Raw genomic sequence first — 23,750 nt, forward strand, 5'->3', positions numbered from 1 at the left:
ACGAGGCGAGCGGCAGTCAGGCGAATTTCCGGACCGTCATGTCGAGGGTGTCGAGGTCGAGAATCGGTGCGTAGCCCACGTCGGGATCGATGTTCACCGACTTCTGGAAGTCGGTCTGCGCCTGCCAGCACCCGGAGTTGACCGCCAAGACGTTGTGGTACTTGCCCCATCCGAGCTTGTGGACGTGGCCCGTATGGAAGACGTCCGGGACCTCTTCCATCACGAGGTAGTCCATCTCCTCGGGTGCGAGCCGCGTCTTCCCGCCGAACTGCGGGGCAACGTGTCGCTTCTTCAGGAGTTGATACATCGCCTTGTGCGGGTCGTCGTAGCTGGCTTTCTCCTCGGGCAGTTCCGCGATGACCTCGTCGAGGGAGACGCCGTGATACATCTGGATCTTCACGCCCTCGACGGTGACGAGCGAGGGATTGCCGGTGATCCGGGCGTCGTGTGCCGACATAATTTCTCTGAGTTGCTCGTCGAAGCCGGGTTGTGGCTCCGCTAAGCGGACGGCATCGTGGTTGCCCGGGATCATCAGAATCTCGATGTCGCCGGGGACGTCCTTCAGGTGCTCGGAGAACCGCTCGTACTGCTCGTAGATGTCGACGATGTCGAGTTCCTCGTCCTGTCCGGGGTAGACGCCCACCCCCTCGACCATATCGCCAGCGATGAGGAGGTACTCCACGCGCGCGGCCTCCTCGGTGTGGAGCCAGTCGGCGAAGCGGCTCCACGCGTCTGCTCTGAACTCCTCGCTCCCGACGTGGATGTCTGAGACGAGCGCGGCCTGGACCGCCCTGTCGGCGGTGTTCGGCGAGTACGTCCGGGGAACGTCGGGGAAATACATCGCGTCCACGAACATAATCCCGGCGTCGTCCGAGAGCGTCCCCTCGACGGCGATGCACTCGTCTAAGAGGAGTTCGTCGACGAGGTCCGCGAACTCGCGGTCTTTCATCACCAGACAGGGGAACGTCCCGGTCGTATCCTCCAACTCGACGAGCCAGTGGCCGCTCTTCGTCGAACGGATGTCGTTGACCAGCCCGATCATCGCCGCGTCGGAGCCGCCGTTCATCGACTGGATCGCCTGTGCAGGCCGGTGGTTCACCCGCCCGCGGAGCTGCGCCGAGAGCTTCTCGTAGCGGTCCCGGAACACCGTCACGAAGTCGTCGTAGGTCCCGGTACCGGTGCTCTGACCGGTCACGTCTCCGCTGACGTCGAGCGAGCGCAACTCCGGATCCACCGTCCGCCCGCGGGGCTCGGTGCGTGCCTCCGCACTCGCTCCCGCAGGCTCGCCGCCGTCTCGCCGATCGCTATCCTCTGTTTCGACTGGAACATCACTTTCATTTGAAACCTCTGCAGTCTGTCGATTCGATGCCGACATTCCAGTCGAAACAGGAGGGGAAGAACCGGGGTGGTCGTCACCGGGCGTCTCGTCAGTCCGTCCATCGGAGTGGGGTGTCGCCTCGGTGTCGGTGTCGCCTGCCTCCCCGATGCTGTTCTTGTCTGCCTCTCCGATGCTGTTCTTGTCTGCCTCCCCGATGCCGGTGTCGCCTGCTTCCTCGCGGTCGACGCTGTTCGTTTCCCCGTGACCGACGCTGTTCGTCTCCGCTCCGAGAGCGCCGCCGCCCGATGAAGTCGGCTCCGGTGCCGCGACCGCCGTGTCGTCGTCCGCTGGGGTCTTCAGCGCCTCCCGGACGTCGGCGGCGGTGATCCGGAGCGTCTCGTCGTCGACCCGGTCGACCACCGTTTCGAGCGCGCGGCCGGGGTGCTCCGTGCTCGCGATCAGCGTCACGGCTTCCTGTTCGGCGTTGTGACCGCGCCTGGCGAGCTCCCGCACGATCCGTACCGGCGTCTCCAGAGGCACACCGGCCGAACGCGGTTCTCGAAGAAAAGCGTACTGACCCCGCCTTCGGACGCGACTCGGCTGCGGCCCAGAAGGTTGAAACGCACCGGCGCTGAATCGCAGGTAGATGACGGACGACGAGGGCGGCGCCGATCGGGATGGCCGGCCGACCGAGGGGCCCCCGTCACCCGATCCGGCGGCCGACACCGACGTCGCTTCCGATACGACTGCCGAGACCGACGACACCGACGTCGCGGTCGACTCGGCTGACTCCGGCGGTGCCGACCCAGATGACGACGGTGAGGACCCCGATGAAGTGGGTAACGAGCCCGACGTACCGGTCGGCGTCGCCGAGTCCCGACGTGAGGGACGGCCGCGGCCCCAACCGAGCTCGGCCGCAACCGGCTCCCAGAACGTTCTCACCCGGTTTCGGACGGCGCAGAGCGGCCCACTGGTCTTCATTCGCGAGACGCTCTACAGCGTGGCTGCGGTGCTCGCCGTCGGATTCCTGCTCTTTGCGATCAGCGGTGTCTGGCCGCCAATGGTCGCCGTCGAGAGCGGGAGTATGGAGCCACAGATGCACCGCGGCGACCTGATCTTCGTCACCGAACCGCAGCGGTTCTCGCCCGACTACGCTCGCGGCGGGACGGGCGTCGTCACCGTCGAGGTCGGATCCGACAACGGCTACCGGAGTTTCGGTGGTAACGGCTCGGTCGTGATCTACGACCCGCCCGACCGCCGGGGGTCGCCGATCATCCACCGCGCACACTTCTACGTCGACGACGGGGAGAACTGGTACGACGAGGCGAACCCCGACCACGTGCGGGCGAGCAACTGTGCGGAACTCACGAACTGCCCCGCGCCGCACGCCGGATTCATCACCAAAGGCGACGCGAACGCCCGGTACGATCAGGCTAGCGGCATCGCGGGACCGGTCCGCCCCGGGTGGGTCCGCGGGACTGCACGGTTCCGGATCCCGTATCTCGGCTACGTCCGTCTCAAACTCGTGGGACTGCTCGCCGCATAACGACCGGCACTCCGCCTCGGCCGATCACCGATCGAGCGCGGCTAACGCCTCGGCAGCCTCCCGCGCCGCCGAGAGGTGGTCTTTCGCCCGCCGCGGATCGTCGGCCGCCGCGGCCGCGTCAGCGTGCTGTTCCAGGGCGTTCAACAGCGCCGTACGCGCAGTCTCGCTTTCTGCACTGGCGCTGCCGACACCACGAGACGCGTCCGTAGACCGGGCGTTCGCGGCCCGCTGCGGATTGCGCTCTCCGTCGGAGGATCCCGAATTCGTGTCACGCTGGTGGATCCCTGCGCCGCGGTCGACGCCGTCCGACGACGCGCCAGACCGGCCTGCCGACGGTCTCCCCGCGCGCTCGTCAGCCACGGGACCGACGTCGATCGATTCGGCCGCCGTCTCTTTCGGACTCGGTCCGGCCGATCCGGTGGGGTTCGCCGCCTGCTGGGCCCGGTCCGCTGTCTCGCCGGTGTCCGCTTCACTCCCCCCTGCGGCTCCCTGCTGGGCCGCTTCGCCGCCCGTGACGCGCTGACAGCTCGGGCAGAACTCCTGGCCGTCGTATCGGAAGATCGGCGATCCGCACTCGCCGCAGTGCTGATTCGTCATCGTCGCGCCTTTCAGCAGCAGCTCGCTCATCTGCTGCGTCTCTTTCCGGCGCTCCTCGTCTTTCTCGTACTTCTCGCGCAGTCGCCGCCGCTCGGCCTCCTCGTCGAAGTCGCTCACGTCCGGAGTTCACGCCCCGTATCTCGAAAAAGCCTCCGGGAACACACGTGGGGGACCGACCGAGGCTTCGACGCGGTCACTGTCCGTCTCGTCGGGCGCACGTTTTATCATGACCCCAGCGCGTACCAACGCGTGTTCATCTACGTGGCCCTATGGATACTGTTATCTTCCAGTCCTTCGAGTCCCTCGAGTTCTTCCAGCTCGATCTGTCGCTGGTCGTCTCCTTCTGTGTGCTCGTCGTGTACGTGCTTCAGTACCGCCGACAGGGTCGACAGCTCGAAGAACAGCACCGTCAGATCCAGAATCAGGAAGCGCAACTGGCGGCACAGCGCGAACAGCTCGACAAACAGGAGCAGGAACTCGAGCAGTACGAACGCGAACTGGCGCAACTCGAACAGCAGACCGAACTCGCCGAGGTTGAGCACCAGGCCCATATCGAGGTGGAAGACTACGAGTTCGAGAACGATCGTGTCATCGTCCTGCTCTCGAACTACGGGAACGGCGTCGCAACCGACCTCCGATTGGAAACCATACTGACGGCCGCTGAGTCCGAGTACGTGCAGCCGCACGCGGGCGAGTCACGGCTCCGGCGTCGGGACGCCGACGGCAATCAGCCCTACGAGGGACAGGCACTCCGACCCGGCGCGCAGCGCGTCGAGTTCGAGGGCGAGGCGATCGTCGAGGTGGAGACGCCGACACCGTCACCGAAGAGATCCTCCCGCTCGTCCGCGAACACCGGCGCTCGGACGGGCGAATCGGCCAGTCACAGCGTTCTCGGAGGTGTCCGTTCTACAGCAGCGTCCCGCCGAAGAGGTACAGCCCCGCGAGCGCGACCTCGAACGCGAGCGTGCCGAGCGCCGACAGCCCGACGAACCGCCGATCGTCCATCTCTGCGAACCCCGCTGGGACGGTCAGCATCCCGCGCGTGAACAGGAGTGCGTTGCTCACTGGAACCACCACTGGACCCCACCGCTCGAACCAGCCGTCGAACCGCTCGAGCTTCGACTCCTCGATCCGGAACCATCGCTTCTCGAGAAGGTACTCACGGCCGCCACGCTCGGCCACCTTGAAGAGCGCGTACTGCCCGAGCGTCGCACCGGCGACGGCGACGGCGAGCACGGGAACGAGCGCGTCACCCCCGAGCAAGAGGAGCGACCCCGGGACGATGAGTTCGCTCGGCATGAAGTACATCAGCATCGCGCCCTCAAGGACGAACACCCCGAAGAGCGCCACGTAGGCCCACTCGGACTCTAGCAGTGCCAGCAACTGTGGCGGCATCGCGTCGAGCTGGAGGGCGAGCGCCGGCACCATCGTCTGCACGTACTTCCGACCCGCACAAACGCGTTTCGTTCCGCCGTGATGCGAGCGATGTGAGTGCACACGCGCGCAGGAGATGCGAACGATGCGATTTTTTCCGCTCGGGGTCAAGCGTCGGTATGGACCTCACAGCGCGCCCGCGACGGCTCCGTCGGGACGGGATCCGATCGCTCGTCAGCGAGACCGACCTGCACGCGACGGACCTCGTCGCGCCGATCTTCGTCGACGCGACGACCGACGAGCGCGTGCCGATCGAGTCGATGCCGAACCACGAGCGGGTACCCGTCGACGACGCCGTCGCCCGCGTCGAGGCGGTGCGCGAGACTGGCGTCGAAGCGGTGATGGTGTTCGGGATCCCCGAGTCGAAGGACGAACGTGGGACGCGCGCCTGGGCGGACGACGGCGTCGTCCAGGAGGCCGTCCGCCGCATCGCCGCCGAAACCGACGCGTACGTGATCACCGACGTGTGTCTCTGTGAGTACACGAGCCACGGTCACTGCGGCGTCCTCGAACCCGACGCCGAGTCGGATTCGGACCTGACTGTCCAGAACGATCCGACGCTCGACCTGCTCGCGAAGACAGCCGTCTCACACGCCGAGGCGGGGGCTGATATGGTCGCGCCGAGTTCGATGACCGACGGGATGATCGCGGCGATCCGAACCGCACTCGACGACGCCGGCTTCGAGAACCTCCCGATTATGTCCTACGCGGCGAAGTACGAGAGTGCCTTCTACGGGCCCTTCCGGGACGCCGCGGACGGCGCGCCGGCCTTCGGTGACCGGCGCCACTACCAGATGGATCCGGCGAACGCCCGCGAGGCCCGTCGAGAGGTCCGCCTCGACGTCGAACAGGGCGCCGATGTGCTCATGGTCAAACCGGCCCTGGCCTACCTCGACGTCGTGCGCTCGGTCCGGGAGTCGTTCGATCGTCCCGTGGCCGCATACAACGTCTCCGGTGAGTACGCGATGATCCACGCCGCGGCCGAGAACGGCTGGCTCGACCTCGAGGAAGCGGCCCACGAGTCGCTGCTGGCGATGAAGCGCGCCGGCGCGGACCTCATCGTCACGTACTTCGCTGAGGATCTCGCCGGTCGACTCTGAGCGCCCGCGGGGCGCGACAGTCGGACTCTACGCAGTCGTCACATCCTCGCCGCGCACCACGTTTTTTGGTCACTTTGGCAGGATTTGCCTGAACAAACGTCCAGTAATTCACCGTACCAGCACGTACCAGTATCTGGTATTGGACCTTATATTCGTTATATTATTCCCTAAATCATACGAATGTCTCCGTATCGATGCATATTTTGAACATCTTCAACTCCAAATTTTATATAGTACCTGCACCAGAGGATATCTCGTGATCCAAGCCACGAATCACACCGAATACGGCGGACAGTTGACCAAACGTACTCTCAGTGAGGTGGCTGTATGGTAACGCTGTTGCAGGTCGATCCATCGGCGGTTGCATCGGGAATCAACAACGTCTGGGTCCTCGTCGTCTCGTTCCTGATCTTCTTCATGCAGCCGGGCTTCGCCCTGCTGGAGTCCGGGCAGGTCCGCGCGAAGAACGTCGGAAACGTGCTGATGAAGAATATGAGTGACTGGTTCCTCGGCGTCCTGATCTACTTCGTCGTCGGTTCGGGCGTCGTCAGCGTCATCGGAGCGCTCACCTCGGGTGGGAGCGTCGCCGGTGCGTTCGCGTACATCAGCGATCCGACCGCCTGGATCGGCTGGCTGTTCGGCGCGGTGTTCGCGATGACGGCGGCGACGATCGTCTCCGGCGCGGTCGCCGAACGGATGAACTTCAAGGCGTACGTGATCTTCACGATCCTGATGACGGCGTTCATCTACCCCGTCGTCGTCGGCTTCACCTGGGGCGGCGGCCTCCTGTCGAGTAGCGGCTTCATCGGCGCCGCGCTCGGTGCGGGGTACCTCGACTTCGCCGGTGCGACCGTGGTCCATATGTGCGGTGGCATTGCCGGCCTGGTCGCAGCGAAACTGGTCGGCGCCCGCAAGGGTCGCTACGACGAGAACGGCAACAGTCAGGCGATCCCGGGCCACTCGATGCTGCTGGCGGTTCTCGGCACGTTCATCCTGGCGTTCGGCTGGTACGGCTTCAACGTCGGCACGCAGGCGACGATCCTCGCGGTCGCCGACGACGGCAGCCTCACGTTCATGGGCGCCGCGCTGGGCCGTGTCGCGCTCGTGACGACCCTGGGAATGGGGGCTGGCGGCGCGATGGCGATGGTCACGTCCTCGTACTACCAGGGCAAGCCCGATCCGCTCTGGACGGCCAACGGGCTGCTCGCCGGGCTGGTCGCCGTGACCGGTGCGGTTCCGCACGTCACGTGGTGGGGCGGCGCGCTGCTCGGCGGTCTGGGCGGCTTCCTGGTCCTGCCGGCGTTCCGCTTCACGGTCGACACGCTGAAAGTGGACGACGTCTGCGGCGTCTTCGCGGTCCACGGCGTCGCGGGCGCGGTCGGGACGGCGCTGATCCCGGTCTTCGCGGTCGGCGGCTTCGCAGTTAACCAGTTCGCGCTCCAGATCGTCGGCGTCCTGGTCATCGCGCTGTGGACGATCGTCGCCTCGGCTGTCGTGCTCGTCGCGCTCGACTCGATCGTCGGCCTGCGCGTCAGCGAGGAAGAAGAGAACGAAGGACTCGACGAGGGCGAACACGGCGTCGCCGTCTACCCCGAGTTCGTCCCCAACGAGACCCGCGAGGGGACGGTCGCCACCGACGGTGGGGACGTCCGCACTGACGGCGGCGTCTCGGTCGCAGAGACGGAGGTGACCGACGATGAGTGACGAGATCAAACTCGTAATGGCGTTCATCCGGCCGGACAAGCTCAGCGACGTCAAACAGGCGCTCGCGGAAGTCGGCGCCCCCTCCCTGACGGTGACGAACGTCTCCGGACGGGGATCCCAGCCCGCGAAGAAGGGGCAGTGGCGCGGCGAAGAGTACACTGTCGACCTCCACCAGAAGGTGAAAGTCGAGTGTGTCGTCGCCGACATCCCTGCTGACGACGTCGCCGATGCGATCGTCGACGCCGCCAACACCGACGAGAAGGGCGACGGCAAGGTGTTCATCCTGCCGGTCGAATCGGCCTACCAGATCCGGACGGGCAAAACGGGGCCCGACGCGGTGTAGGGGGCCGCTCACCGGCGCTGCCGGTCTCGAGTGCCTCCATCCGGTGCTGTTTTTCTGTTCTCGTCTCGATGCCGTTTGCGTTGCTGTGACTGCTTGAGCTGTGCTGTTCTATTCAATTCTATTCTGTGCTATTCTGTGCTGCTCATCCGCGACTCCTCGAGCTGTGCTGCTCGTCCGCGACTTCTTGATCCCCGTTGTTTTGCCCGTTTGTGACCGCTCGATGACCCGGCGCTCGGGCGCACCGAGCGCGCGGCGACCCGCACGTCTCCCGACGCGAGACTCACTCGCGGTGCCCGACCGGTCACACGACTGTTGGAAAGTTAGGCAACACTTGTGTCCTTTTCCTCCCAAGTACGTCCTTATATTCTTTGTATCTCATAGTGTATTGTACGAACGTTCTGAGACAAGCGAATTATTTGAAAAACCAAACGAAAATTATTATATCCTCTTGGGTTGGTAGAAACTATCGAGATTCGCGAACGAACCAACGCGAATCGAGATCACAGATGTACGATCGTCCAAGCCACAACAGAGCACCACGCGTCGGTGGTATCGTATGCTGAACACTGCACTGCAATCAGATCTCTCCGCCCTGGTTCAGGGCGTGAATATGATCTGGGTCCTCACGGTGACGTTCCTGATCTTCTTCATGCACGCCGGGTTCGCGATGCTCGAAGCGGGCCAGGTCCGCTCGAAGAACGTCGCGAACCAGCTGACGAAGAATCTCCTGACGTGGAGCGTCGGCGTCGTGATCTACTTCCTGGTCGGTGCGGCCATCTCGACGATCACCGGCGGCCTGACCGGCGGGGGTTCCTACGCCGTCGTCGACGCGTTCGCTGCCATCTATATGCCCGAGGCGGGCGCGGCGGCCGCCTGGGTGAACTGGCTGTTCGGGGCCGTGTTCGCGATGACGGCGGCGACGATCGTTTCCGGAGCCGTCGCCGGCCGCGCGAAACTCCGCGCGTACGTCAGCTACACCATCCTGCTGGCAGCCGTCATCTACCCAGTCATCGTCGGCTTCACCTGGGGCGGCGGCTTCCTCTCGTCGCTCGGATTCAAAGACTTCGCCGGCGGCGTGATCGTCCACGCGATGGGCGGTATCGCCGGTCTCACGGCAGCGTGGATCATCGGTCCGCGGATGAACCGCTTCAACGACGACGGCACCGCGAACGTGATCCCCGGTCACTCGCTGACGTTCGCCGTTCTGGGAACCCTCATCCTGGCGTTCGGCTGGTACGGCTTCAACGTCGGTACCTCGGCCTCGCCGCTCGCGCTCGACGGGAGTGCCGTCGTCCTGGGTTCGTTCGCGACGGTCGGCCGCGTCGCGCTCGTGACGACGCTCGGGATGGCTGCGGGCGCAATCGGGGCCGCCGGCGTCGCGATCTACAAAACGGGCAAGGTCGACACGCTCTACGTCGCTAACGGCCTCCTCGCCGGTCTGGTCGGCATCACCTCGATCGCCGACGCCATCGTCTGGCCGGGCGCCATCGCCGTCGGCATCCTGGCGGGCGCACAGCTCCCGGTCGTCTTCGAGTTCGTCGAGAAGCGCCTGCACATCGACGACGTCTGTGCGGTCTTCCCGGTCCACGGCTCCGCCGGGATCCTCGGCGCGCTCGCGTACCCGTTCGTGGCGACGAGCTTCTGGAGCGGAAGCGCCTCGTTCGTCGGCCTGCTCGTTCCGCAGGTCGTCGGCGTCGCGGTCATCGCTGTGTGGACGTTCGCCGCCACCGCGCTCGTCTTCGGCGCGCTGCGGGCGATCGGCCAGGCGCGGGTCTCGCGCCAGCACGAGGTCGAAGGGCTCGACACCTCCGAACACGGCGTCGATACCTACCCCGAGTTCGGCGGTCCGGACGAGTCGAGTGCGCGCGTCGACGGCGGTACGATCCGCTCCGACGGCGGCGTCGCCTCGAACACGTTCGAGCCGGCCTCGACCAGCGAAACTGATTCCGAGGCTCGCACGGAGGATGAACTATGAGTGATGCAACAGACGGCGAGATCAAACTCGTGATGGGGTTCGTCCGACCAGACAAACTCAGCGACGTCAAACAGGCGCTCGCGGAAGTGGGGGCCCCCTCGCTGACGGTCACCGACGTCTCCGGACGCGGGTCGCAACCCGCGAAGAAGGGGCAGTGGCGCGGCGAGGAGTACACCGTCGATCTCCATCAGAAGGTGAAGGTCGAGTGTATCGTCGCCGACATCCCTGCTGACGACGTCGTCGAGGCCATCGCCGACGCGGCCCACACCGGCGAGAAGGGCGACGGCAAGGTGTTCGTCCTCCCGGTCGAATCGGCCTACCAGATCCGGACGGGCAAGACCGGGCCCGACGCGGTGTAGCGACCGCCGACGCTCGTTTTTCCACGGCGTGACTCGGCGGTGTGACTCCGGAGAGAAAGAGCAAAGACGGAGCCACGCTCCCTTCGCATGTGGACCCGACTCCGATCACCGCCGTCGGTCTCCTCGTCGCCCTCGTCGGCTTCGAGTTGCTCGACCGGCTGCGCCGCGCGGCCGCCGATCGGACATCACCCGCGAGCACCGGGGACACACCGCCTGCGCCCACCCGGGCGACGGAACTCCGCGAGCACGTCTGGAAGTGGGCCGTGCCCGCGGTGTTACTTCTCGTCGTCGCCCTCGAAGGCAACTCGCTCGCGTCGGTCGGCTGGCGGATCGAGTCCATCGAGCGCCTCGTCTGGCAGATCGGCGTCGGCCTCGCCGCGATGCTCGGCCTGAATATGTTCACTGCACCGCTGTGGGCCAGAGTCGGTGACGGCGGCGAGAGCCTGGCGTCCGGGCTTGGCTCGTTCGCCGCGCTGTCGATTCCCGAACGGTTGTTCGTCGCATTCACCGCGGGGGCGACAGAAGAGACCGCGTTCCACGGGTACGCCCTGGAGCGACTCCTCGCGCTCACGGGCAGTCCGCCGGTCGCCGCCGGGATCTCGTTCCTCGCGTTCACTGCCGGTCACGCCGGTGACACGTGGGATCGCGAAGCGGTCCTCCGCATCGCCCAACCGGCGCTGGTGACGACGCTCCTGTACCTCTGGTTCCGATCGCTCCCCGCGCTGATCGCCATCCACGCGCTGAACGACGCCGTCGGCCTCCTGCTCGCCGAACTGTACACGCCCGACGACGGTGCCGGCGAAAGCGGTGCGGGCACTGGTGCCGATGCGGACACCGACGCCGACGACCCCGACGATTCGACGGCCGTCGGCTGGCTCCGGGGAGAGTGAGCCGTCGCGTCCCGCCCGCCGACGAAACCGGGAAGGATTTTTGCCGCTCCTCTCGAACCGGCACGTATGAACCACGACGAGTCGCGGGCGCTGTACGACCGCGCCCTGTCGGTGCTGCCTGGCGGCGTCAACTCCTCCGTTCGGGCGACCCGCCCGTACCCGTTCTTCGTCGAGCACGGTGACGGCGCGCACGTCGTCGACGCCGACGGGAACCGCTACGTCGACTACGTGATGGGGTACGGGCCGCTCCTGTACGGCCACGACCCGCCCGACGCGGTCCAGGCGGCGGTCCAGTCTCACGCCGCGGACGGCCCGATGTACGGCGCGCCCACCGAGGTCGAGGTCGATCTCGCGGAGTTCGTCGCCAGACACGTCCCGAGCGTCGAGATGGTCCGCTTCGTCAACTCCGGGACGGAGGCGACGGTCTCGGCGGTCCGCTTGGCCCGCGGCTACACCGGTCGCGACAAGATCGTCGTGATGCAGGGCGGCTACCACGGCGCGCAGGAGTCGACGCTCGTGGAGGGGAGCCCCGACGGTGCCGAACCCAGCAGTCCGGGCATCCCTTCGTCGTTCGCCGAACACACGATCCCGGTCCCGTTCAACGACACCGACGCAATCGAGGCGGTCTTCGAGGAGCACGGCGAGGACATCGCAGCGATCCTGACCGAACCGATCCTCGGCAACACGGGGATCGTCCTCCCGGTCGACGGCTACTTGGAACGACTCCGCGAACTGACTGAGGCGCATAACTCGCTCTTGATTTTCGACGAGGTCATCACGGGCTTCCGCGTCGGCGGACTCCAGTGCGCCCAGGGGAAGTTTGGCGTCACGCCCGACGTGACGACGTTCGGCAAGATCGTCGGCGGCGGCTTCCCGGTCGGCGCAATCGGCGGGCGCTCGGACATCATCGAGCAGTTCACGCCCGCGGGTGAGGTCTTCCAGTCCGGCACGTTCTCCGGGCATCCCGTCACGATGGCCGCGGGCTATGAGTACCTGAAATACGCCGCCGAGAACGACGTCTACGAGCACGTCAACCGCCTCGGAGAGCGCCTCCGACGGGGTATCTCCGAGATTGCGGCCGACCAGGCGCCGGCCTACACGGTCGTCGGGACCGATTCGATGTTCAAGACGGTCTTCACGCGCGAGGGGCCGGGCGACGGCTCCGAGGACGTCTGTGACGCCGGCTGTCGCCAGCGCGAGTCCTGCGCGCGCTTCGATCACTGTCCGAAGACGGGCGCAGACGTCTCAGACGCCGAAACCGAGCGTTGGGAGCGGCTCTTCTGGCAGGAGATGAAAGCGCGCGCGATCTTCCTCACTGCCAACCAGTTCGAGTCCCAGTTCGTCTCCTACGCCCACACCGACGAGGACGTCGAGGAGACGCTCGAAGCGTACAAGGAAGCACTTTAGGGAAGCCTCGCTCCTGGTCCGGACTGCTGGCCGGTCCGGGAACCGATTCGGCGACCCATTTTCTGCTCTCAGACCGGACTCCCGCGAACGATTCGGTTCGGAAACTAACAATCTAAGTTAGTATCTATGATTGTATACTATACAAATGAGATGCGAAAGAAGAAGGCTCAGAAGCCGACAGAAATCTAATTTACGTGTATATTGTCTTCCCAGATTAGAGATATGAACACGTATTTTCAAGCGTTCCGATACTTTCGACGCTGACAGTGACCTCGTCGCCATCTTCGAGGAGCACGGGCGGTTCACGGTAGACGCCGACGCCTGGCGGGGTCCCAGTGAAGAGCAGGTCGCCCGGTTCGAGCGTGAAGGCCTGACTGCAGAACGACACCAGTTCGTCGATGCCGAAGATCAGATTCGACGTCGTCGATTCTTGCAGGCGCTCGCCGTTCACTTCGGTCCAGATGTCGAGGGCTTCGGGATCCTCGACCTCGTCGGTGGTGACGAGTTCCGGCCCGATGGGGGCGAAGGTATCGAGGCTCTTGCCGCGGACCCACTGCCCGTCGCCGTGCTGGAGGTCCCGCGCGGAGACGTCGTTGCCAACGAGGTAGCCTGCCACGTGATCGAGCGCCGCTTCCTCGTCGACGTGCCGCGCCTCCTCACCGATGACGACGACCAGTTCCGCCTCGTAGTCGACCTTCTGGGTGAGGTCTGGGTCCCACTCGATCGTTCCGCCGGGACCGTTCACCGAGGTCGGAAACTTCGAGAACAGGACCGGTTCGTCGGGGATGGGATTGTCGCCCTCCTCGGCGTGATCCACGTAATTGAGACCGACACAGACGACTTTCGACGGATCGCTCACCGGCGCGCTCGCTGCGACGTCGGCGACGTCGTAGACGCCGACGCCCGTCTCTGTGGCGTACTCAACGGCCAGTTCGGCCTTCGCCTGCCACTGCCACTCGGCGAGGAGTTGACCGGTCGCTCGCGGGAGATCGAGCCCCGCGGCCGCGCCGGCTTCCGGGAGGCTGACGACTGTCTCGTCGTCGGTTTTCACGCCGCACCACGGCTGTTCGTCGTCGACACTGTATTGTCCGATTCTCATACGGTGTGGCCTTCGCGGACGCGCATCTTTTGTGCTTCGGAACGTCGGAGCGGGTCAGATCTCAATGCCGGCCTCGTCGAGGAGTCGGTGTCCGGATTCGATGAACCGATCGAACTCTTCCTCGAGGCGGGGGTTCTCCAGTTGTCCCCCGCGCTTTTTGACTTCGCCGTCGACGAGGACCGTGTCGATGTGCGAGGGATCCGACTGGAAGACGACCGTCTGGATCGGCGAGTGCGCGGGTGCGGTCATAAAGTCGGTCTCGTCGATCAGCACGATGTCGGCGCGCTTGCCCGGCGTGAGCGTCCCGATCTCGTCCTCCAACCCGAGCGCCCTCGCGCCTTCGATCGTCGCCATCTCGAGCGTCTCCCGGCAGTTCATACTGACCTCCGAGACCTCCTCGTCGCCTTCGAGGACTTTTTGATTGTCGAACATCCGCTGGAGTTGCATCCCGACCCGCATCTGGGTGCCCATATCGCCGCTGATGCTCGAACAGACGTCGACGCCCCACGTCGGTCGGCCGCCGGCCTCGAGCACCTTGTCGGTCACGGGGATGCCGTGGCCCATCTGCATCTCGACCTCCGGCGTCGCCGAGAAGGAGACGCCCTGCTCGACCGCGTAGTCGATGTCCTCCTGCGCGAAGTGATTCGCGTGCGCGACGTTCACGTCGGGGCCGAGCATGTCTTCGATGGCGCCGAACCCGTTGTACTCCTCGCCGTAGACCGAGGAGCCCCAGAGCGCGGCACCCATATGGACTGTCGCGAGGGCGTCCATCTCTCGCGCCAACTCCAGGTCGCCGCGGGCGGTCTCGTCGACACAGAAGTCCGGCCCCCGGAGTCCGATTCCCAGACTGAGCAGGTCGTCGTCGCGGATCTTCTCCTCGTGGAGCGTACGGATGTTCTGTTCGGGCAGACCGACGTCGCTCTCGAACCACCACTTCGCCGCGTCGTCACCCGGTGGGCCGTAGGTGTACACCGCGCGCAACCCGGCGTCTTTCAGCGCGTCGATGGCCCGCTCTCCGTGTTCGAGCGAGTTGGGATACGACCAGTCAAGGGCCGTGGTCGTCCCCGTATAGAGTTTCTCCAGCCCGCCGAAGAGGCCACCGAGGTACATATCCTCGGGCTGATAGAGCCCGGTGATGTTCCCGAGCATGTGATCGAAGTACTCGCCCATGAGCGACCAGTCGCCGGCGATGCCTCTGACCTGCGTCTGTGCGAGGTGGATGTGTGAATCGACGAACCCCGGTACGACGATGTGATCCGACGCGTCGATGATCTCCGCGTTCGAGGCCGACAGCCCCCGACCGATCTCGACGATTTCGCCGTCCTCGATCAGGATGTCCGCATCCTCTTGCTCCCCGATTTCTGGATCGAGAGATACAACCGTCCCATTCTGGATGATTTTTCGTGCCATCCTACGTGTGCTGTTTGACCAAGAGCGTAAAAGTTTACTGCCCAGTAAAGACCCGACACTTCCCGCCACCGCCAGTCGTCTTATGACCCTGAGTGTCGAAATAGCACTATGGCCACACCCGACGACGAGATCGCTGCGACGGACACCCGCGAAGCGATTATGGAGGCGACGTTCCGAGCGCTGAAGCGACGCGGGTACTCGGATCTGCGGTTACGGGACATCGGCGAAGAAATGTCGATGACCCGACAGGTAATCCACTACCACTTCGACGGCAAGCGGGATCTGATGTCGTCGTTTCTGGAGCACATCATCGATCAGTACGAGGGCAGCGTCGACGTGGGATCCGACGCGGATCCGCGAACCGAACTCGACGCCCGTATCGATCAGTGCCTGTTCGGCCCCGACTTCGAGGAGTTCTCTCACTGGGACCGGATGAAGGTCTATCACGAACTGTTCGCGCACGCCCGGAATGACGAGGAGCACCGCGAGACGTTCACCGAACACTACGACCGGATCCGCGGGAGTATCGTCGAGGTGATCGAAGCCGGCATCGAACAGGGCGTGTTCCGCGACGTCGACCCCGTTCGGGTCGGACAGCTCATCACGGATATGATCCACGTCGCCCGCGAGCGCCGACTCGCTCTGGGTCACGAGGACGCCCCCGAAGAGATGCGGGCGTCGATCGACGATTTCGTCGTGGAGCGGCTCTGCATCGACGAGGAGTCGTAGGCCGTCCTCCCGTTCGGATCCGCCTCTCGGACTCCATCCCGCGGGTCACTCCGCTGTGGCCACCGGGGTCAACCGCGGATGGGTCTGCTCGTCCCCCTCGCGCAGGGTGTGCTCCCCCGAAAACGTCACTCGGTCCCCGACGCTTACCCCCTCGCCGTCGAGTTGCGCGATCACCTGCACGTCGTCGAAGGCGACCAACCCGAGACGGTTCGGGCTGCGGACGTCTTCGGGCGTCACGTCGACCCGCGTCGACGCGAGCAGTTCGCCGACGCCGAGTTCGTCGGTCGTGACCTCCTCCTCGCCGCAGTCCGGACAGCGTCCCCGGGTGTAGTACCAGCGGTGACCGCACTGTTCACAGCGGAACGCCAGGTCGGTCCGCATTCGGTCGTCCGCGTTGGCTCCATCCGTCGTCATCCGCTGAGCACCGTACACACGCTGTTGTTTCCGAACCCGGCAACGTTGATCGCCAGGCCCGTCTCCGGTTCACCCGGGACCTGCCGCGCCGTCGGTGCGTCCCCGCGAAACTGCCAGACCAGTTCGACGATCTGCGAGACGCCGGTCGCGCCGAGCGGGTGGCCCCTGGCCTTGAGTCCCCCGCCGGGATTCACCGCCAGTTGCCCGTCGAGCGCCGTCTCACCGGCCTGCGTCGCCCGCCAGGCCGTACCGGCGTCGTAGAACCCGAGTTCTTCGAGTTCGAGCAGTTCCAGAATCGTGAACGCGTCGTGGATGCACGCGACGTCGACGTCGTCGCGGTCACACGCTGTCCGCGCGAACGCGCGCTCGCCCGCCGTCCGCACGCTCGTAATCTTCAGCGGGTCCGGCCGCGCCGCGACGGCGTGCGTCCCGGTCGCACCGGCGACGCCCTCCACGCTGACGTCGCCCTCGCGCGAGAGCACCACAGCAGCGGCTCCGTCCGTCATCGAACAGCAGTCGAACAGCCGCAGCGGCGCGGCGATCACCGGCGACTCAAGCGCCTCCTCGGCGGTCACCGACGTCCGGAACTGCGCGAACTGATTGTGCACTGCGTTCTCGTGATTCTTCACCGCGACGGTCGCGAGCGCCTCTCGCGGTACGTCGTATCGATCGAGATACGCGTCGGCCGCGATGCCCGCGAACGAGGGTAGCGTCAACCCCTGCGCGTACTCCCGCTCGTGAACGAGCCGGCTGATCGACTCGGTCACGGCGGCCGTCTCGCCGCCGGACATCTTCTCGACGCCGACGACGAGCGCCACGTCCGCGCCGCCGGCGATGGCCTCCACGCCGCGATGGATTGCGCTCGCGCCGCTGGCGCTCGTGTTCTCGACCCGGTCGGCGCGGGCCCCTTCGACCCCGAGGCGCGAGACCAGCGCGTTCGCGATCCCGGCCTGGGCGTTCAACTCGCCGGCGAGCGCGTTCCCGACATGGAGCGACGCGACGTCCGACGGTTCACAGGCCGCATCGGAGAGCGCTCGCTCGGCCGCGAGACGGCCCAGTTCCAGGATCGATCGATCGGCCTCGCTCTCGAACGCGGTCATTCCGACCCCCGAGATCTCGACGTCTCTCACGGCGAATCACTCCGCCCAGTCGTCCGATTCGCCGAAGACGCCGGCCGCTTCCATCTCGTCAAGTTCGGCCTCGGAGTAGCCCAACTCCGCGAACACCGATCGGTTGTGCTCGCCGAGCAGCGGCGGCGGCAACTCGAATCCGCTCTCGGATCCCTCGAACTTCAGGGGGTGTTCGATCACGGGAATCTCTCCTAATTCCGGGTGGTCGATCTCCGAAATCGTCCCACGGGCGTCGATCTGCGGGTTGTTCAACGCCTGTTCGACGTCGTAGACGGGACCCGCGGGCACGCCGCCTTCCTCGGCGATGGTCTCGACCCACTCGTCGGTCGTCCGCTCCGCGAGCGTCTCCTCGATCTCGCGTTCCAGCGCGTCGACGTTCTCGACCCGGTCGGCGTTCGTCGCGAACCGGTCGTCGTCGACGAGTTCGGGCCGATCGAGCGCCTCGCACAGTTCACCCCACAGCTTCTCGTTGAGGATGCAGATGTTGATGTAGCTGTCTTTCGTCTCGAAGGTCTGATACGGCGCGAGGACCGGGTCTTTCGTCCCCATCCGTTCTGGTTCCTCGTCCGCGAAGACTTGGCCGGCCTGCTTTGTCAGCCACGGTAACGTCGATTCGAGCATCCCCAGATCGATGTACTCTCCCTCGCCGGTCAGCGCCCGCCTGTACAGCGCCGTCGACACGCCGAAGGCGGCCCACATCGCCGTGATGAGGTCCGTCATCGGGAGCCCGACCTTCACCGGCTGTCGACCCTCCTCGCCCGTGACGCTCATAATCCCGCTCAGTCCCTGGATGAGGAGGTCGTATCCGGTCCGTTCGCGCCAGGGTCCCGTCTGTCCGAAGGCGGACACGGCGAGATAGATGATATCGTCGTTCTCCGCCTTGATCGATTCGTAGTCCACGTCGAGGCGCTCGGCGACACCCGGGCGGAAGTTCTGGATGAAGACGTCCGCCTCCTCGACGAGGTCGTAGAGCGCCGCCGTGGCTTCGGGGTTCTTCAGATCGAGTTCGACGCTCCGCTTCCCGTAGTTCACCGTCCAGTAGTACGGCGACTCGCCCTCGATGAACGGCGGTCCCGAGTGACGGATCGCGTCGCCGTAGTCGGGCTGTTCGATCTTGATTACCTCTGCGCCCTGGTTCGCGAGCATCGCGGAGCAGAACCCTCCGGTGACGAACGTGGAGAGGTCTACCACCGTGATGCCGTCGAGTATTTTGGTTTCGTCAGTCATATTCTCTTGTCGTCGGTGTCGCTGTCGTCTCGGCCGCTCGGACGAGTCGATTCCCGCGGGCCAACTGCGGTTGTCACTGCGATCGTCCGGGTGGGTGCCGGACCAATCCGCCGTCCACGTTCGGACGCTCCGAGCGTGGGGAAGGTATCCGTGTCGGTTCTCGGCGTCGGTGTCACTGGGTGGTCCTCACTCAGTCGAACGCCTCGACGTCCGGGTTGGTGCCGACGCCGAGATACTGCTGTTGGGTCTCCGTGTCGTCGCGGAGTTCGGCCACCGTGCCCTCGTAGACGTTCCGCCCCTGTTCGAGGATGAAGACCCGATCGGCCACCTCGAAGATGGTGTTCAGGTTCTGTTCGACCACGAGGATCGGGATGTCCTGTTCTTGGATCCGCTCGATGGCGTCGATCACGTCCTCGACGATCTGCGGCGCGAGTCCCTCCGTCGGCTCGTCGAGGAGCAGGAGTTCGGTCTTCCCCCGCAGTGCCCGCCCGATGGCGAGCATCTGCTGTTCGCCGCCGCTCAGCTTCGAGGCCTTCAGCTCCTTGCGCTCGTCCAGCCGAGGCATCCACTCGAAGATCTCTTCGATCGTCATGATCCCCGAGGGCTGTTTGATCCCGCCCATCCGGAGGTTCTCCTCGACGGTGAGGTCGGGGAACACGGCCCGCTCCTCGACCACGTAACTGATCCCGAGATTGCTGATCTCGTGATCCGAGAGCGCGGTGATGTCCTGCCCTCTGAACTCGATCTTCCCCGACCGCGGCTTGATGACGCCCGTGATCGATCGCAGCGTCGTCGTCTTGCCGGCCCCGTTGCGACCCAGGAGGCCGACGACTTCGCCCTTCCCGACGGTCAGCGAGACGTCCTCGAGGACGAGTCCCGAACCGTACGACGAGGAGATCTCCTCCACCGCGAGGATCGTCTCTGTCTCACTCACTGGCCTCACCTCGCTTCGTCCCAATGTAGGCCTCCTGGACGCGTTCGTTCTGCTGGATCTCCTCGGGACTGCCTTCGGCGATGATCTGCCCACGGTTCAGCACCGAGATTCGATCGGAAATCCGCATCACGATCCCGATATCGTGTTCGATCAGAATCAGTTTGATGTCCCGTTCATCGACGAGCCGACGGATGAGGCGGACCATCTGCACCGACTCCTGCTTTCCCATCCCCGCGGTCGGTTCGTCGAGGAGGATGAGATCCGGTTCGACGGCGAGCGCCAGCCCGATCTCCAGTTTCCGCTGGTCGCCGTGGCTGAGGGCGTCCGCGCGAACGTCCGCGAGATCGACCAGTTCGATGTCTTCCAACAACTGTTCGGTCTTCTCGAGCGTCGTCGTGAGCGACTCCGAATCGACCCACAGCGAGTTTCGCTTCTCGTCTAACGCCTGCGTCGCGATCTGGAGGTTCTCTTTGACGGTCAGCCCCTCGAACAGGTCCGCGATCTGGAACGACCGGCTGATCCCCTTCTGGACGATCTTCCGCGGCGGCAGTCCCGCGATGTCTTCGTCCTTGTATCGGATCTCACCTCCCGTCGGGTTCAAATACCCCGTCAACAGGTGAAACAGGGTGGACTTGCCGGCCCCGTTCGGTCCGATGATCGAGTGAATCCCCTCCCGATCTATCGATAGATTGACATCGTCGACCGCCTGCAGTTCGCCGAACCGTTTGTGTAGATTCGTGGTTTCGAGCATACTCATTCCTGCACTGCCTCCTCTTCGTCTCTGGGTGCCACTGTCTCCGGGTTGGCCGTCCCTCCGGCCGGATCGTCGTCACCCAGTCGATCCTCGAAGATGTAGTAGAAGCTGACGAGCCCTCGCGGCGCGAAGAGCACGATGAAGATCAGCACTGCCCCCAGGATCAGCCGCCAGTAGTCGAAGTAGATCGTCAGTGCCTGATCCAGGCCCAGCAGGACCGCACCGCCGATGATGGGTCCATAGAGCGTCCCCACACCCCCGAGGATGACGGCGAACAGCGCATCGCCCGAGACGATCCAGTACAGCGTGTCCGGACTGGTGAACGTCTGTCGGGTAGTGAACAGCGCCCCGGCGACGCCGCCGACTGCGCCGGAGATGGCGAACACCCGGCGTTTCGCCTTGTTGGTGTCGTAGCCGAGGAACTTCGCGCGGCGTTCGCTCTCGCGGATCGCTTTCAGCTGCAGCCCGAACGGCGAGTCCATGATCCGCTTCACCAGGTAGTAGCACAGCACCAGCAGCGAGAGTGCGAGGTAGTAGAACACGAACGTGTTCGACAGGTCGAGCGCCCCGAGTAACGTGACGTTGTCGATCGCCAGGCCGTTACTGCCGCCGGTGAATCCGGACCACGACAGCGCCAGTTGGTACAGCATCTGTCCGACGGCGAAGGTGACGACCGCGAAGTACAGCCCCGAGAGCCGCGCCGAGACCGCCCCGACGAGCCACGCGACGACCGCCGCGACAGTGACCGCCGCGGCCAGCCCCAAAACGAACGAACTCGTGAAGTGAACCGTGAGCAGCGCCACGGCGTAACTCCCGATCCCGTAGAACGCCGCGTGTCCGAACGAGATCAGCCCGGTGTAGCCGGTCACGGTGTCCAGGCTGAGCGCCAGGATACCCCAGACGAACATCAGCGCGATCAGGCCCATCCCGTACTGACTCAGCGAGAACCCCTCGAACGCCAGCGGAATGAGGAGCAACAGTCCCAACACCACCAGAACCCGTCTGTCGGTCAGGTTGAGCGGATCGATGGTTCGGTCGTAGGAGAGTTTCGCCGCCTGTTCGCGGATCTCGTAGGCACCTAGGATCCCCTCGGGTTTGAGAATCAGGACGCCGAACAGGAGTAGATAGAGGACGAACCCCGAGATCTCGGAGGCGAAGGTGTTCGTGATCGTCTGAATGAAGCCGACGATCACGCCGGCGACGATCGAACCGCCGAAGCTTCCCAGGCCGCCGATGGCGACGACGACGAACGCGATGATGAGCGCGTCGTCGCCCATCGCGGGGTTCACGCTCAGGAACGGGGCCGCCAGCGCACCGGCGATCGCCGCGAGGAACGTGCCGAGGCCGAAGATGAGGGTGTAGTACCGACTGATATTCACACCCATCAGGCGCACGGTCTGCTTGTCCTGCGCACCGCCCCGGACGATGAGCCCGAAGTCGGAGTACCGAAAGAGCGCCCAGGTGAGAAACGCGATACACGCGCCTGCGGCGATCGTGAAGAGTCGGTACCGCGGATAGATGACCGGCCCGATCGACACCGCACCGCCGAGCAGGTCGGGCGTCGGGAAGAACTTCGTTCCGGTGCCCCACACGAACTCCACGACGTCTGTCACGATCAGCAGGACGCCGAACGTGATCAACACGTGATACAGCGGCGAACGGTCGTAGATGTAGTGGAGCGTAAGCCGTTCGATTCCGATACCCAACCCGGCAACGACGAGCGGTCCCAGGATGAGCGCGATGGCGAAGCTCCCCGTCGCGTCGACGACAGTGAACGCCAGGTACGCCCCGAGCATATAGAACACGCCGTGGGCGAAGTTGAGGACGTCGGTGATTCCGAAGATGACGGCGAACCCCGACGCGATCAGGATGTACAGCATACTCAGTGCGAGGCCGTTCAGAATCAGAAACGCCAACTGATTCGTGCTCATTCCAAGTACCGCGAGCGAAACAGGTTCCATAGTAGTGATGTCGAATTCGCCCTCGCCTTACAGCGACGGCAGGTCGCACCCGGTCTCTTCGCAGGTACGGGTGATGTCGTCGGCCGTCCGGGTCGCGACGATCTCCTGACCGGGCCAGTCGTACTGGTCCGGCTCGGTGATCCGTCCCACGAACCCGTCACGGACGGCCTGGTGGTCGCACTCCCGCATCGTCGTCGATCCCATCGGCTCGTCGCTCTCGAGTCCTTCCATCGCCGAAACCACCGCCGAGGTCTCCAGCGACCCGGCGCTCTCGGCAGCCTGCGCGTACAGGCGGAGGCTGCTCCACATCACGAGCGCGAAGTCGGTCGGCGGCTCGTCGAACGTCGACGTGTACCGATCGACCAGCATCTGGTTCGCCTCCGACTCGTAGGTCGGCTCGTACCTGATCGTGGTGTAGGTGCCGACGGCGGAACTGCCCGCACCCTGTCGGAGCGGCAGGTAGGTGTTGGTGGTGCTCATGATGTCCTGCCCGAGTTCGAACTGCTCGGCCTGACTGAGGAAGTTGACGGCGTCGGAGCCGCTGAACCCCTGGAGCACCCAGTCGGCGTCCGACGACTGGATCTGACTGATGACCGCGGAGTAATCCGACGTCCCGAGGGGAGTCTGCGTCTCGTTGACGATGGTGTAATCCAGCCCCGAGGCCTCGAACGCGTCCTTCCACGTCCGTGCGATAGACTGGCCGAAGGCGTAGTCCGCGATGTGGATCCAGACGCGCGATCCGAGATTCTCGAGCGCCCACTCCGCGCCCGAGCGGGCGATCTGCGCGTCGGAGTACTGATATCTGAACGTCGTCGGCAGGCACTCCTCGCCGGTGATCTCCTCGGGTCCACCGTACGCGAAGTACGGGACGCCGACGTCGTAGGCGTAGTCCGCCACCGAGAGGTTGACCGCCCCGGAGACGCCGCCGATCAACACGTCGACGTCGTTGGTCTCGACGTGTCGCCGGGCCATCTCCCGGCCCGTACTCGGATCGCCCTCGGTGTCCTCGACGAACCGCCGGACGTTGTTCCCCAGAATGCCGCCGAGGTCCTCGTTGACGTGCGCCGTCGCTACCTCGGAACCGCGCTGTTGCGCCTCGCCCAGTGCCGCGAACGGGCCGCTTGTCGGATGGAGGAAGCCCACCCGGACCTCGTCGTCGCTCCCACTGCTGGACGTCGTGGTCGTCTCGTCCATCGACGCTTCAGTCTCCGTGTCCTCGCCACCGGAGTCGCCCTCATCGCCGCCGTCACCACCAGAACTCGAACATCCCGCGAGACCGACCAACCCCGCACCCACGCCGGCCTGTTTCAGTACTGTCCGTCGGCTGAGCCAGTCGCTATCTGACATACTATTCACGTTCCAACACTCTATAATAAATCTTTGTGCTAAATTCCCAAACGGCACGGGGCTCGTGCGGAC

General features: G+C 64.9%; 21 protein-coding genes and 1 pseudogene. 9 read left to right on the forward strand and 13 right to left on the reverse strand.

Annotated features, from left to right (window positions below; translation table 11 throughout):
- Positions 1 to 16: 16 nt before the first annotated feature.
- Entirely contained in the window at positions 17 to 1,858 is a 1,842-nt protein-coding gene (locus BLU74_RS03855) for a DNA-directed DNA polymerase II small subunit (RefSeq protein WP_089765450.1), read from the reverse strand.
- Between the two features lie 430 nt (positions 1,859 to 2,288).
- Here BLU74_RS03855 and BLU74_RS03860 point away from each other — a divergent pair.
- Positions 2,289 to 2,858, forward strand: a pseudogene (locus tag BLU74_RS03860) (S26 family signal peptidase); the annotation flags it as partial.
- Positions 2,859 to 2,888: 30 nt separating this feature from the next.
- On the opposite strand, the gene BLU74_RS03865 reads toward BLU74_RS03860, so the two are convergent.
- The 3 genes from BLU74_RS03865 to BLU74_RS03875 all read right to left on the reverse strand — a co-directional run bounded on the left by BLU74_RS03865 (position 2,889) and on the right by BLU74_RS03875 (position 4,889).
- Complete coding sequence (locus BLU74_RS03865) at positions 2,889 to 3,578, reverse strand: Sjogren's syndrome/scleroderma autoantigen 1 family protein (protein WP_089765452.1); 690 nt, start codon at positions 3,576 to 3,578, stop codon at positions 2,889 to 2,891.
- Positions 3,579 to 3,718: 140 nt separating this feature from the next.
- Complete coding sequence (locus tag BLU74_RS03870; protein WP_139175638.1) at positions 3,719 to 4,012, reverse strand: hypothetical protein; 294 nt, start codon at positions 4,010 to 4,012, stop codon at positions 3,719 to 3,721.
- Between the two features lie 355 nt (positions 4,013 to 4,367).
- On the reverse strand, positions 4,368 to 4,889 hold the full coding sequence (locus tag BLU74_RS03875; RefSeq protein WP_089765456.1) for a DedA family protein: 522 nt from the start codon (positions 4,887 to 4,889) through the stop codon (positions 4,368 to 4,370).
- Positions 4,890 to 5,014: 125 nt separating this feature from the next.
- Between BLU74_RS03875 and hemB the strand changes: the two genes are divergently transcribed.
- The 7 genes from hemB (at position 5,015) to hemL (ending at position 12,673) form a co-directional block, all read left to right on the forward strand.
- The gene (gene hemB, locus BLU74_RS03880; protein WP_089765457.1) at positions 5,015 to 5,995 is read left to right on the forward strand and encodes a porphobilinogen synthase; all 981 of its coding nucleotides are present in this window, start codon (positions 5,015 to 5,017) and stop codon (positions 5,993 to 5,995) included.
- Positions 5,996 to 6,322: 327 nt separating this feature from the next.
- On the forward strand, positions 6,323 to 7,699 hold the full coding sequence (locus tag BLU74_RS03885; RefSeq protein WP_089765459.1) for an ammonium transporter: 1,377 nt from the start codon (positions 6,323 to 6,325) through the stop codon (positions 7,697 to 7,699).
- A complete protein-coding gene (locus BLU74_RS03890) occupies positions 7,692 to 8,042 on the forward strand; it encodes a nitrogen regulatory protein GlnK1 (protein WP_089765461.1) in 351 nt (116 codons plus the stop codon). Before BLU74_RS03885 ends, BLU74_RS03890 begins: the two co-directional genes overlap by 8 nt.
- Positions 8,043 to 8,598: 556 nt before the next feature.
- Complete coding sequence (locus tag BLU74_RS03895) at positions 8,599 to 10,017, forward strand: ammonium transporter (RefSeq protein WP_394327859.1); 1,419 nt, start codon at positions 8,599 to 8,601, stop codon at positions 10,015 to 10,017.
- Complete coding sequence (locus tag BLU74_RS03900; protein WP_089765463.1) at positions 10,014 to 10,376, forward strand: nitrogen regulatory protein GlnK1; 363 nt, start codon at positions 10,014 to 10,016, stop codon at positions 10,374 to 10,376. Before BLU74_RS03895 ends, BLU74_RS03900 begins: the two co-directional genes overlap by 4 nt.
- An 89-nt stretch (positions 10,377 to 10,465) precedes the next feature.
- Positions 10,466 to 11,266, forward strand: a complete 801-nt coding sequence (locus tag BLU74_RS03905; protein ID WP_089765465.1) for a CPBP family glutamic-type intramembrane protease — start codon at positions 10,466 to 10,468, stop codon at positions 11,264 to 11,266.
- Between the two features lie 66 nt (positions 11,267 to 11,332).
- Positions 11,333 to 12,673 carry a glutamate-1-semialdehyde 2,1-aminomutase gene (hemL, locus tag BLU74_RS03910; RefSeq protein ID WP_089765467.1) on the forward strand — a complete coding sequence of 447 codons (1,341 nt, stop codon included), beginning with the start codon at positions 11,333 to 11,335 and terminating at the stop codon, positions 12,671 to 12,673.
- 214 nt (positions 12,674 to 12,887) lie between these two features.
- On the opposite strand, the gene BLU74_RS03915 is transcribed toward hemL, so the two are convergent.
- Together BLU74_RS03915 and BLU74_RS03920 are read right to left on the reverse strand one after the other, a co-directional pair.
- Positions 12,888 to 13,772 carry a fumarylacetoacetate hydrolase family protein gene (locus tag BLU74_RS03915; RefSeq protein ID WP_089765469.1) on the reverse strand — a complete coding sequence of 295 codons (885 nt, stop codon included), beginning with the start codon at positions 13,770 to 13,772 and terminating at the stop codon, positions 12,888 to 12,890.
- 54 nt (positions 13,773 to 13,826) lie between these two features.
- Complete coding sequence (locus BLU74_RS03920) at positions 13,827 to 15,182, reverse strand: amidohydrolase family protein (RefSeq protein ID WP_089765471.1); 1,356 nt, start codon at positions 15,180 to 15,182, stop codon at positions 13,827 to 13,829.
- 108 nt (positions 15,183 to 15,290) lie between these two features.
- Here BLU74_RS03920 and BLU74_RS03925 point away from each other — a divergent pair, with 108 nt between their 5' ends.
- On the forward strand, positions 15,291 to 15,911 hold the full coding sequence (locus BLU74_RS03925) for a TetR/AcrR family transcriptional regulator (protein WP_089765472.1): 621 nt from the start codon (positions 15,291 to 15,293) through the stop codon (positions 15,909 to 15,911).
- Positions 15,912 to 15,956: 45 nt separating this feature from the next.
- Here the strand turns inward: BLU74_RS03925 and BLU74_RS03930 are convergent, their stop codons facing one another.
- The 7 genes from BLU74_RS03930 to BLU74_RS03960 all read right to left on the reverse strand — a co-directional run bounded on the left by BLU74_RS03930 (position 15,957) and on the right by BLU74_RS03960 (position 23,678).
- The gene (locus BLU74_RS03930; RefSeq protein ID WP_089765474.1) at positions 15,957 to 16,325 is read right to left on the reverse strand and encodes a Zn-ribbon domain-containing OB-fold protein; all 369 of its coding nucleotides are present in this window, start codon (positions 16,323 to 16,325) and stop codon (positions 15,957 to 15,959) included.
- Complete coding sequence (locus tag BLU74_RS03935) at positions 16,322 to 17,425, reverse strand: thiolase family protein (RefSeq protein ID WP_089766047.1); 1,104 nt, start codon at positions 17,423 to 17,425, stop codon at positions 16,322 to 16,324. The genes BLU74_RS03930 and BLU74_RS03935 overlap by 4 nt, the downstream gene beginning before the upstream one ends.
- A gap of 36 nt (positions 17,426 to 17,461) precedes the next feature.
- Complete coding sequence (locus tag BLU74_RS03940; RefSeq protein WP_089765476.1) at positions 17,462 to 18,682, reverse strand: CaiB/BaiF CoA transferase family protein; 1,221 nt, start codon at positions 18,680 to 18,682, stop codon at positions 17,462 to 17,464.
- 190 nt (positions 18,683 to 18,872) lie between these two features.
- Positions 18,873 to 19,616: an ABC transporter ATP-binding protein gene (locus tag BLU74_RS03945; RefSeq protein ID WP_089765478.1), complete on the reverse strand. Its 744-nt coding sequence runs from the start codon at positions 19,614 to 19,616 to the stop codon at positions 18,873 to 18,875.
- Complete coding sequence (locus BLU74_RS03950) at positions 19,609 to 20,373, reverse strand: ABC transporter ATP-binding protein (RefSeq protein ID WP_089765480.1); 765 nt, start codon at positions 20,371 to 20,373, stop codon at positions 19,609 to 19,611. The genes BLU74_RS03945 and BLU74_RS03950 overlap by 8 nt, the downstream gene beginning before the upstream one ends.
- Entirely contained in the window at positions 20,370 to 22,331 is a 1,962-nt protein-coding gene (locus tag BLU74_RS03955) for an ABC transporter permease (protein WP_089765482.1), read from the reverse strand. The genes BLU74_RS03950 and BLU74_RS03955 overlap by 4 nt, the downstream gene beginning before the upstream one ends.
- A gap of 27 nt (positions 22,332 to 22,358) precedes the next feature.
- Positions 22,359 to 23,678, reverse strand: coding sequence for an ABC transporter substrate-binding protein (locus BLU74_RS03960; RefSeq protein ID WP_089765484.1), 1,320 nt, complete (start codon positions 23,676 to 23,678; stop codon positions 22,359 to 22,361).
- Between the last annotated feature and the right edge of the window lie 72 nt (positions 23,679 to 23,750).

The organism is Halobellus clavatus (assembly GCF_900107195.1).
In the GTDB taxonomy this organism is placed as follows: Archaea; Halobacteriota; Halobacteria; order Halobacteriales; family Haloferacaceae; genus Haloquadratum; species Haloquadratum clavatum.

Coding starts and splice junctions, on each gene's coding strand:
- BLU74_RS03870 (WP_139175638.1), bottom strand. CDS start 4,012: ATGGGCCTGGTGCTCAACCTCGGCGAGTTCGGTCTGCTGTTCGAGTTG.
- BLU74_RS03875 (WP_089765456.1), bottom strand. CDS start 4,889: ATGGTGCCGGCGCTCGCCCTCCAGCTCGACGCGATGCCGCCACAGTTG.
- hemB (WP_089765457.1), top strand. CDS start 5,015: ATGGACCTCACAGCGCGCCCGCGACGGCTCCGTCGGGACGGGATCCGA.
- BLU74_RS03885 (WP_089765459.1), top strand. CDS start 6,323: ATGGTAACGCTGTTGCAGGTCGATCCATCGGCGGTTGCATCGGGAATC.
- BLU74_RS03890 (WP_089765461.1), top strand. CDS start 7,692: ATGAGTGACGAGATCAAACTCGTAATGGCGTTCATCCGGCCGGACAAG.
- BLU74_RS03895 (WP_394327859.1), top strand. CDS start 8,599: ATGCTGAACACTGCACTGCAATCAGATCTCTCCGCCCTGGTTCAGGGC.
- BLU74_RS03900 (WP_089765463.1), top strand. CDS start 10,014: ATGAGTGATGCAACAGACGGCGAGATCAAACTCGTGATGGGGTTCGTC.
- hemL (WP_089765467.1), top strand. CDS start 11,333: ATGAACCACGACGAGTCGCGGGCGCTGTACGACCGCGCCCTGTCGGTG.
- BLU74_RS03915 (WP_089765469.1), bottom strand. CDS start 13,772: ATGAGAATCGGACAATACAGTGTCGACGACGAACAGCCGTGGTGCGGC.
- BLU74_RS03920 (WP_089765471.1), bottom strand. CDS start 15,182: ATGGCACGAAAAATCATCCAGAATGGGACGGTTGTATCTCTCGATCCA.
- BLU74_RS03925 (WP_089765472.1), top strand. CDS start 15,291: ATGGCCACACCCGACGACGAGATCGCTGCGACGGACACCCGCGAAGCG.
- BLU74_RS03930 (WP_089765474.1), bottom strand. CDS start 16,325: ATGACGACGGATGGAGCCAACGCGGACGACCGAATGCGGACCGACCTG.
- BLU74_RS03935 (WP_089766047.1), bottom strand. CDS start 17,425: ATGACCGCGTTCGAGAGCGAGGCCGATCGATCGATCCTGGAACTGGGC.
- BLU74_RS03940 (WP_089765476.1), bottom strand. CDS start 18,682: ATGACTGACGAAACCAAAATACTCGACGGCATCACGGTGGTAGACCTC.
- BLU74_RS03950 (WP_089765480.1), bottom strand. CDS start 20,373: ATGAGTATGCTCGAAACCACGAATCTACACAAACGGTTCGGCGAACTG.
- BLU74_RS03955 (WP_089765482.1), bottom strand. CDS start 22,331: ATGGAACCTGTTTCGCTCGCGGTACTTGGAATGAGCACGAATCAGTTG.
- BLU74_RS03960 (WP_089765484.1), bottom strand. CDS start 23,678: ATGTCAGATAGCGACTGGCTCAGCCGACGGACAGTACTGAAACAGGCC.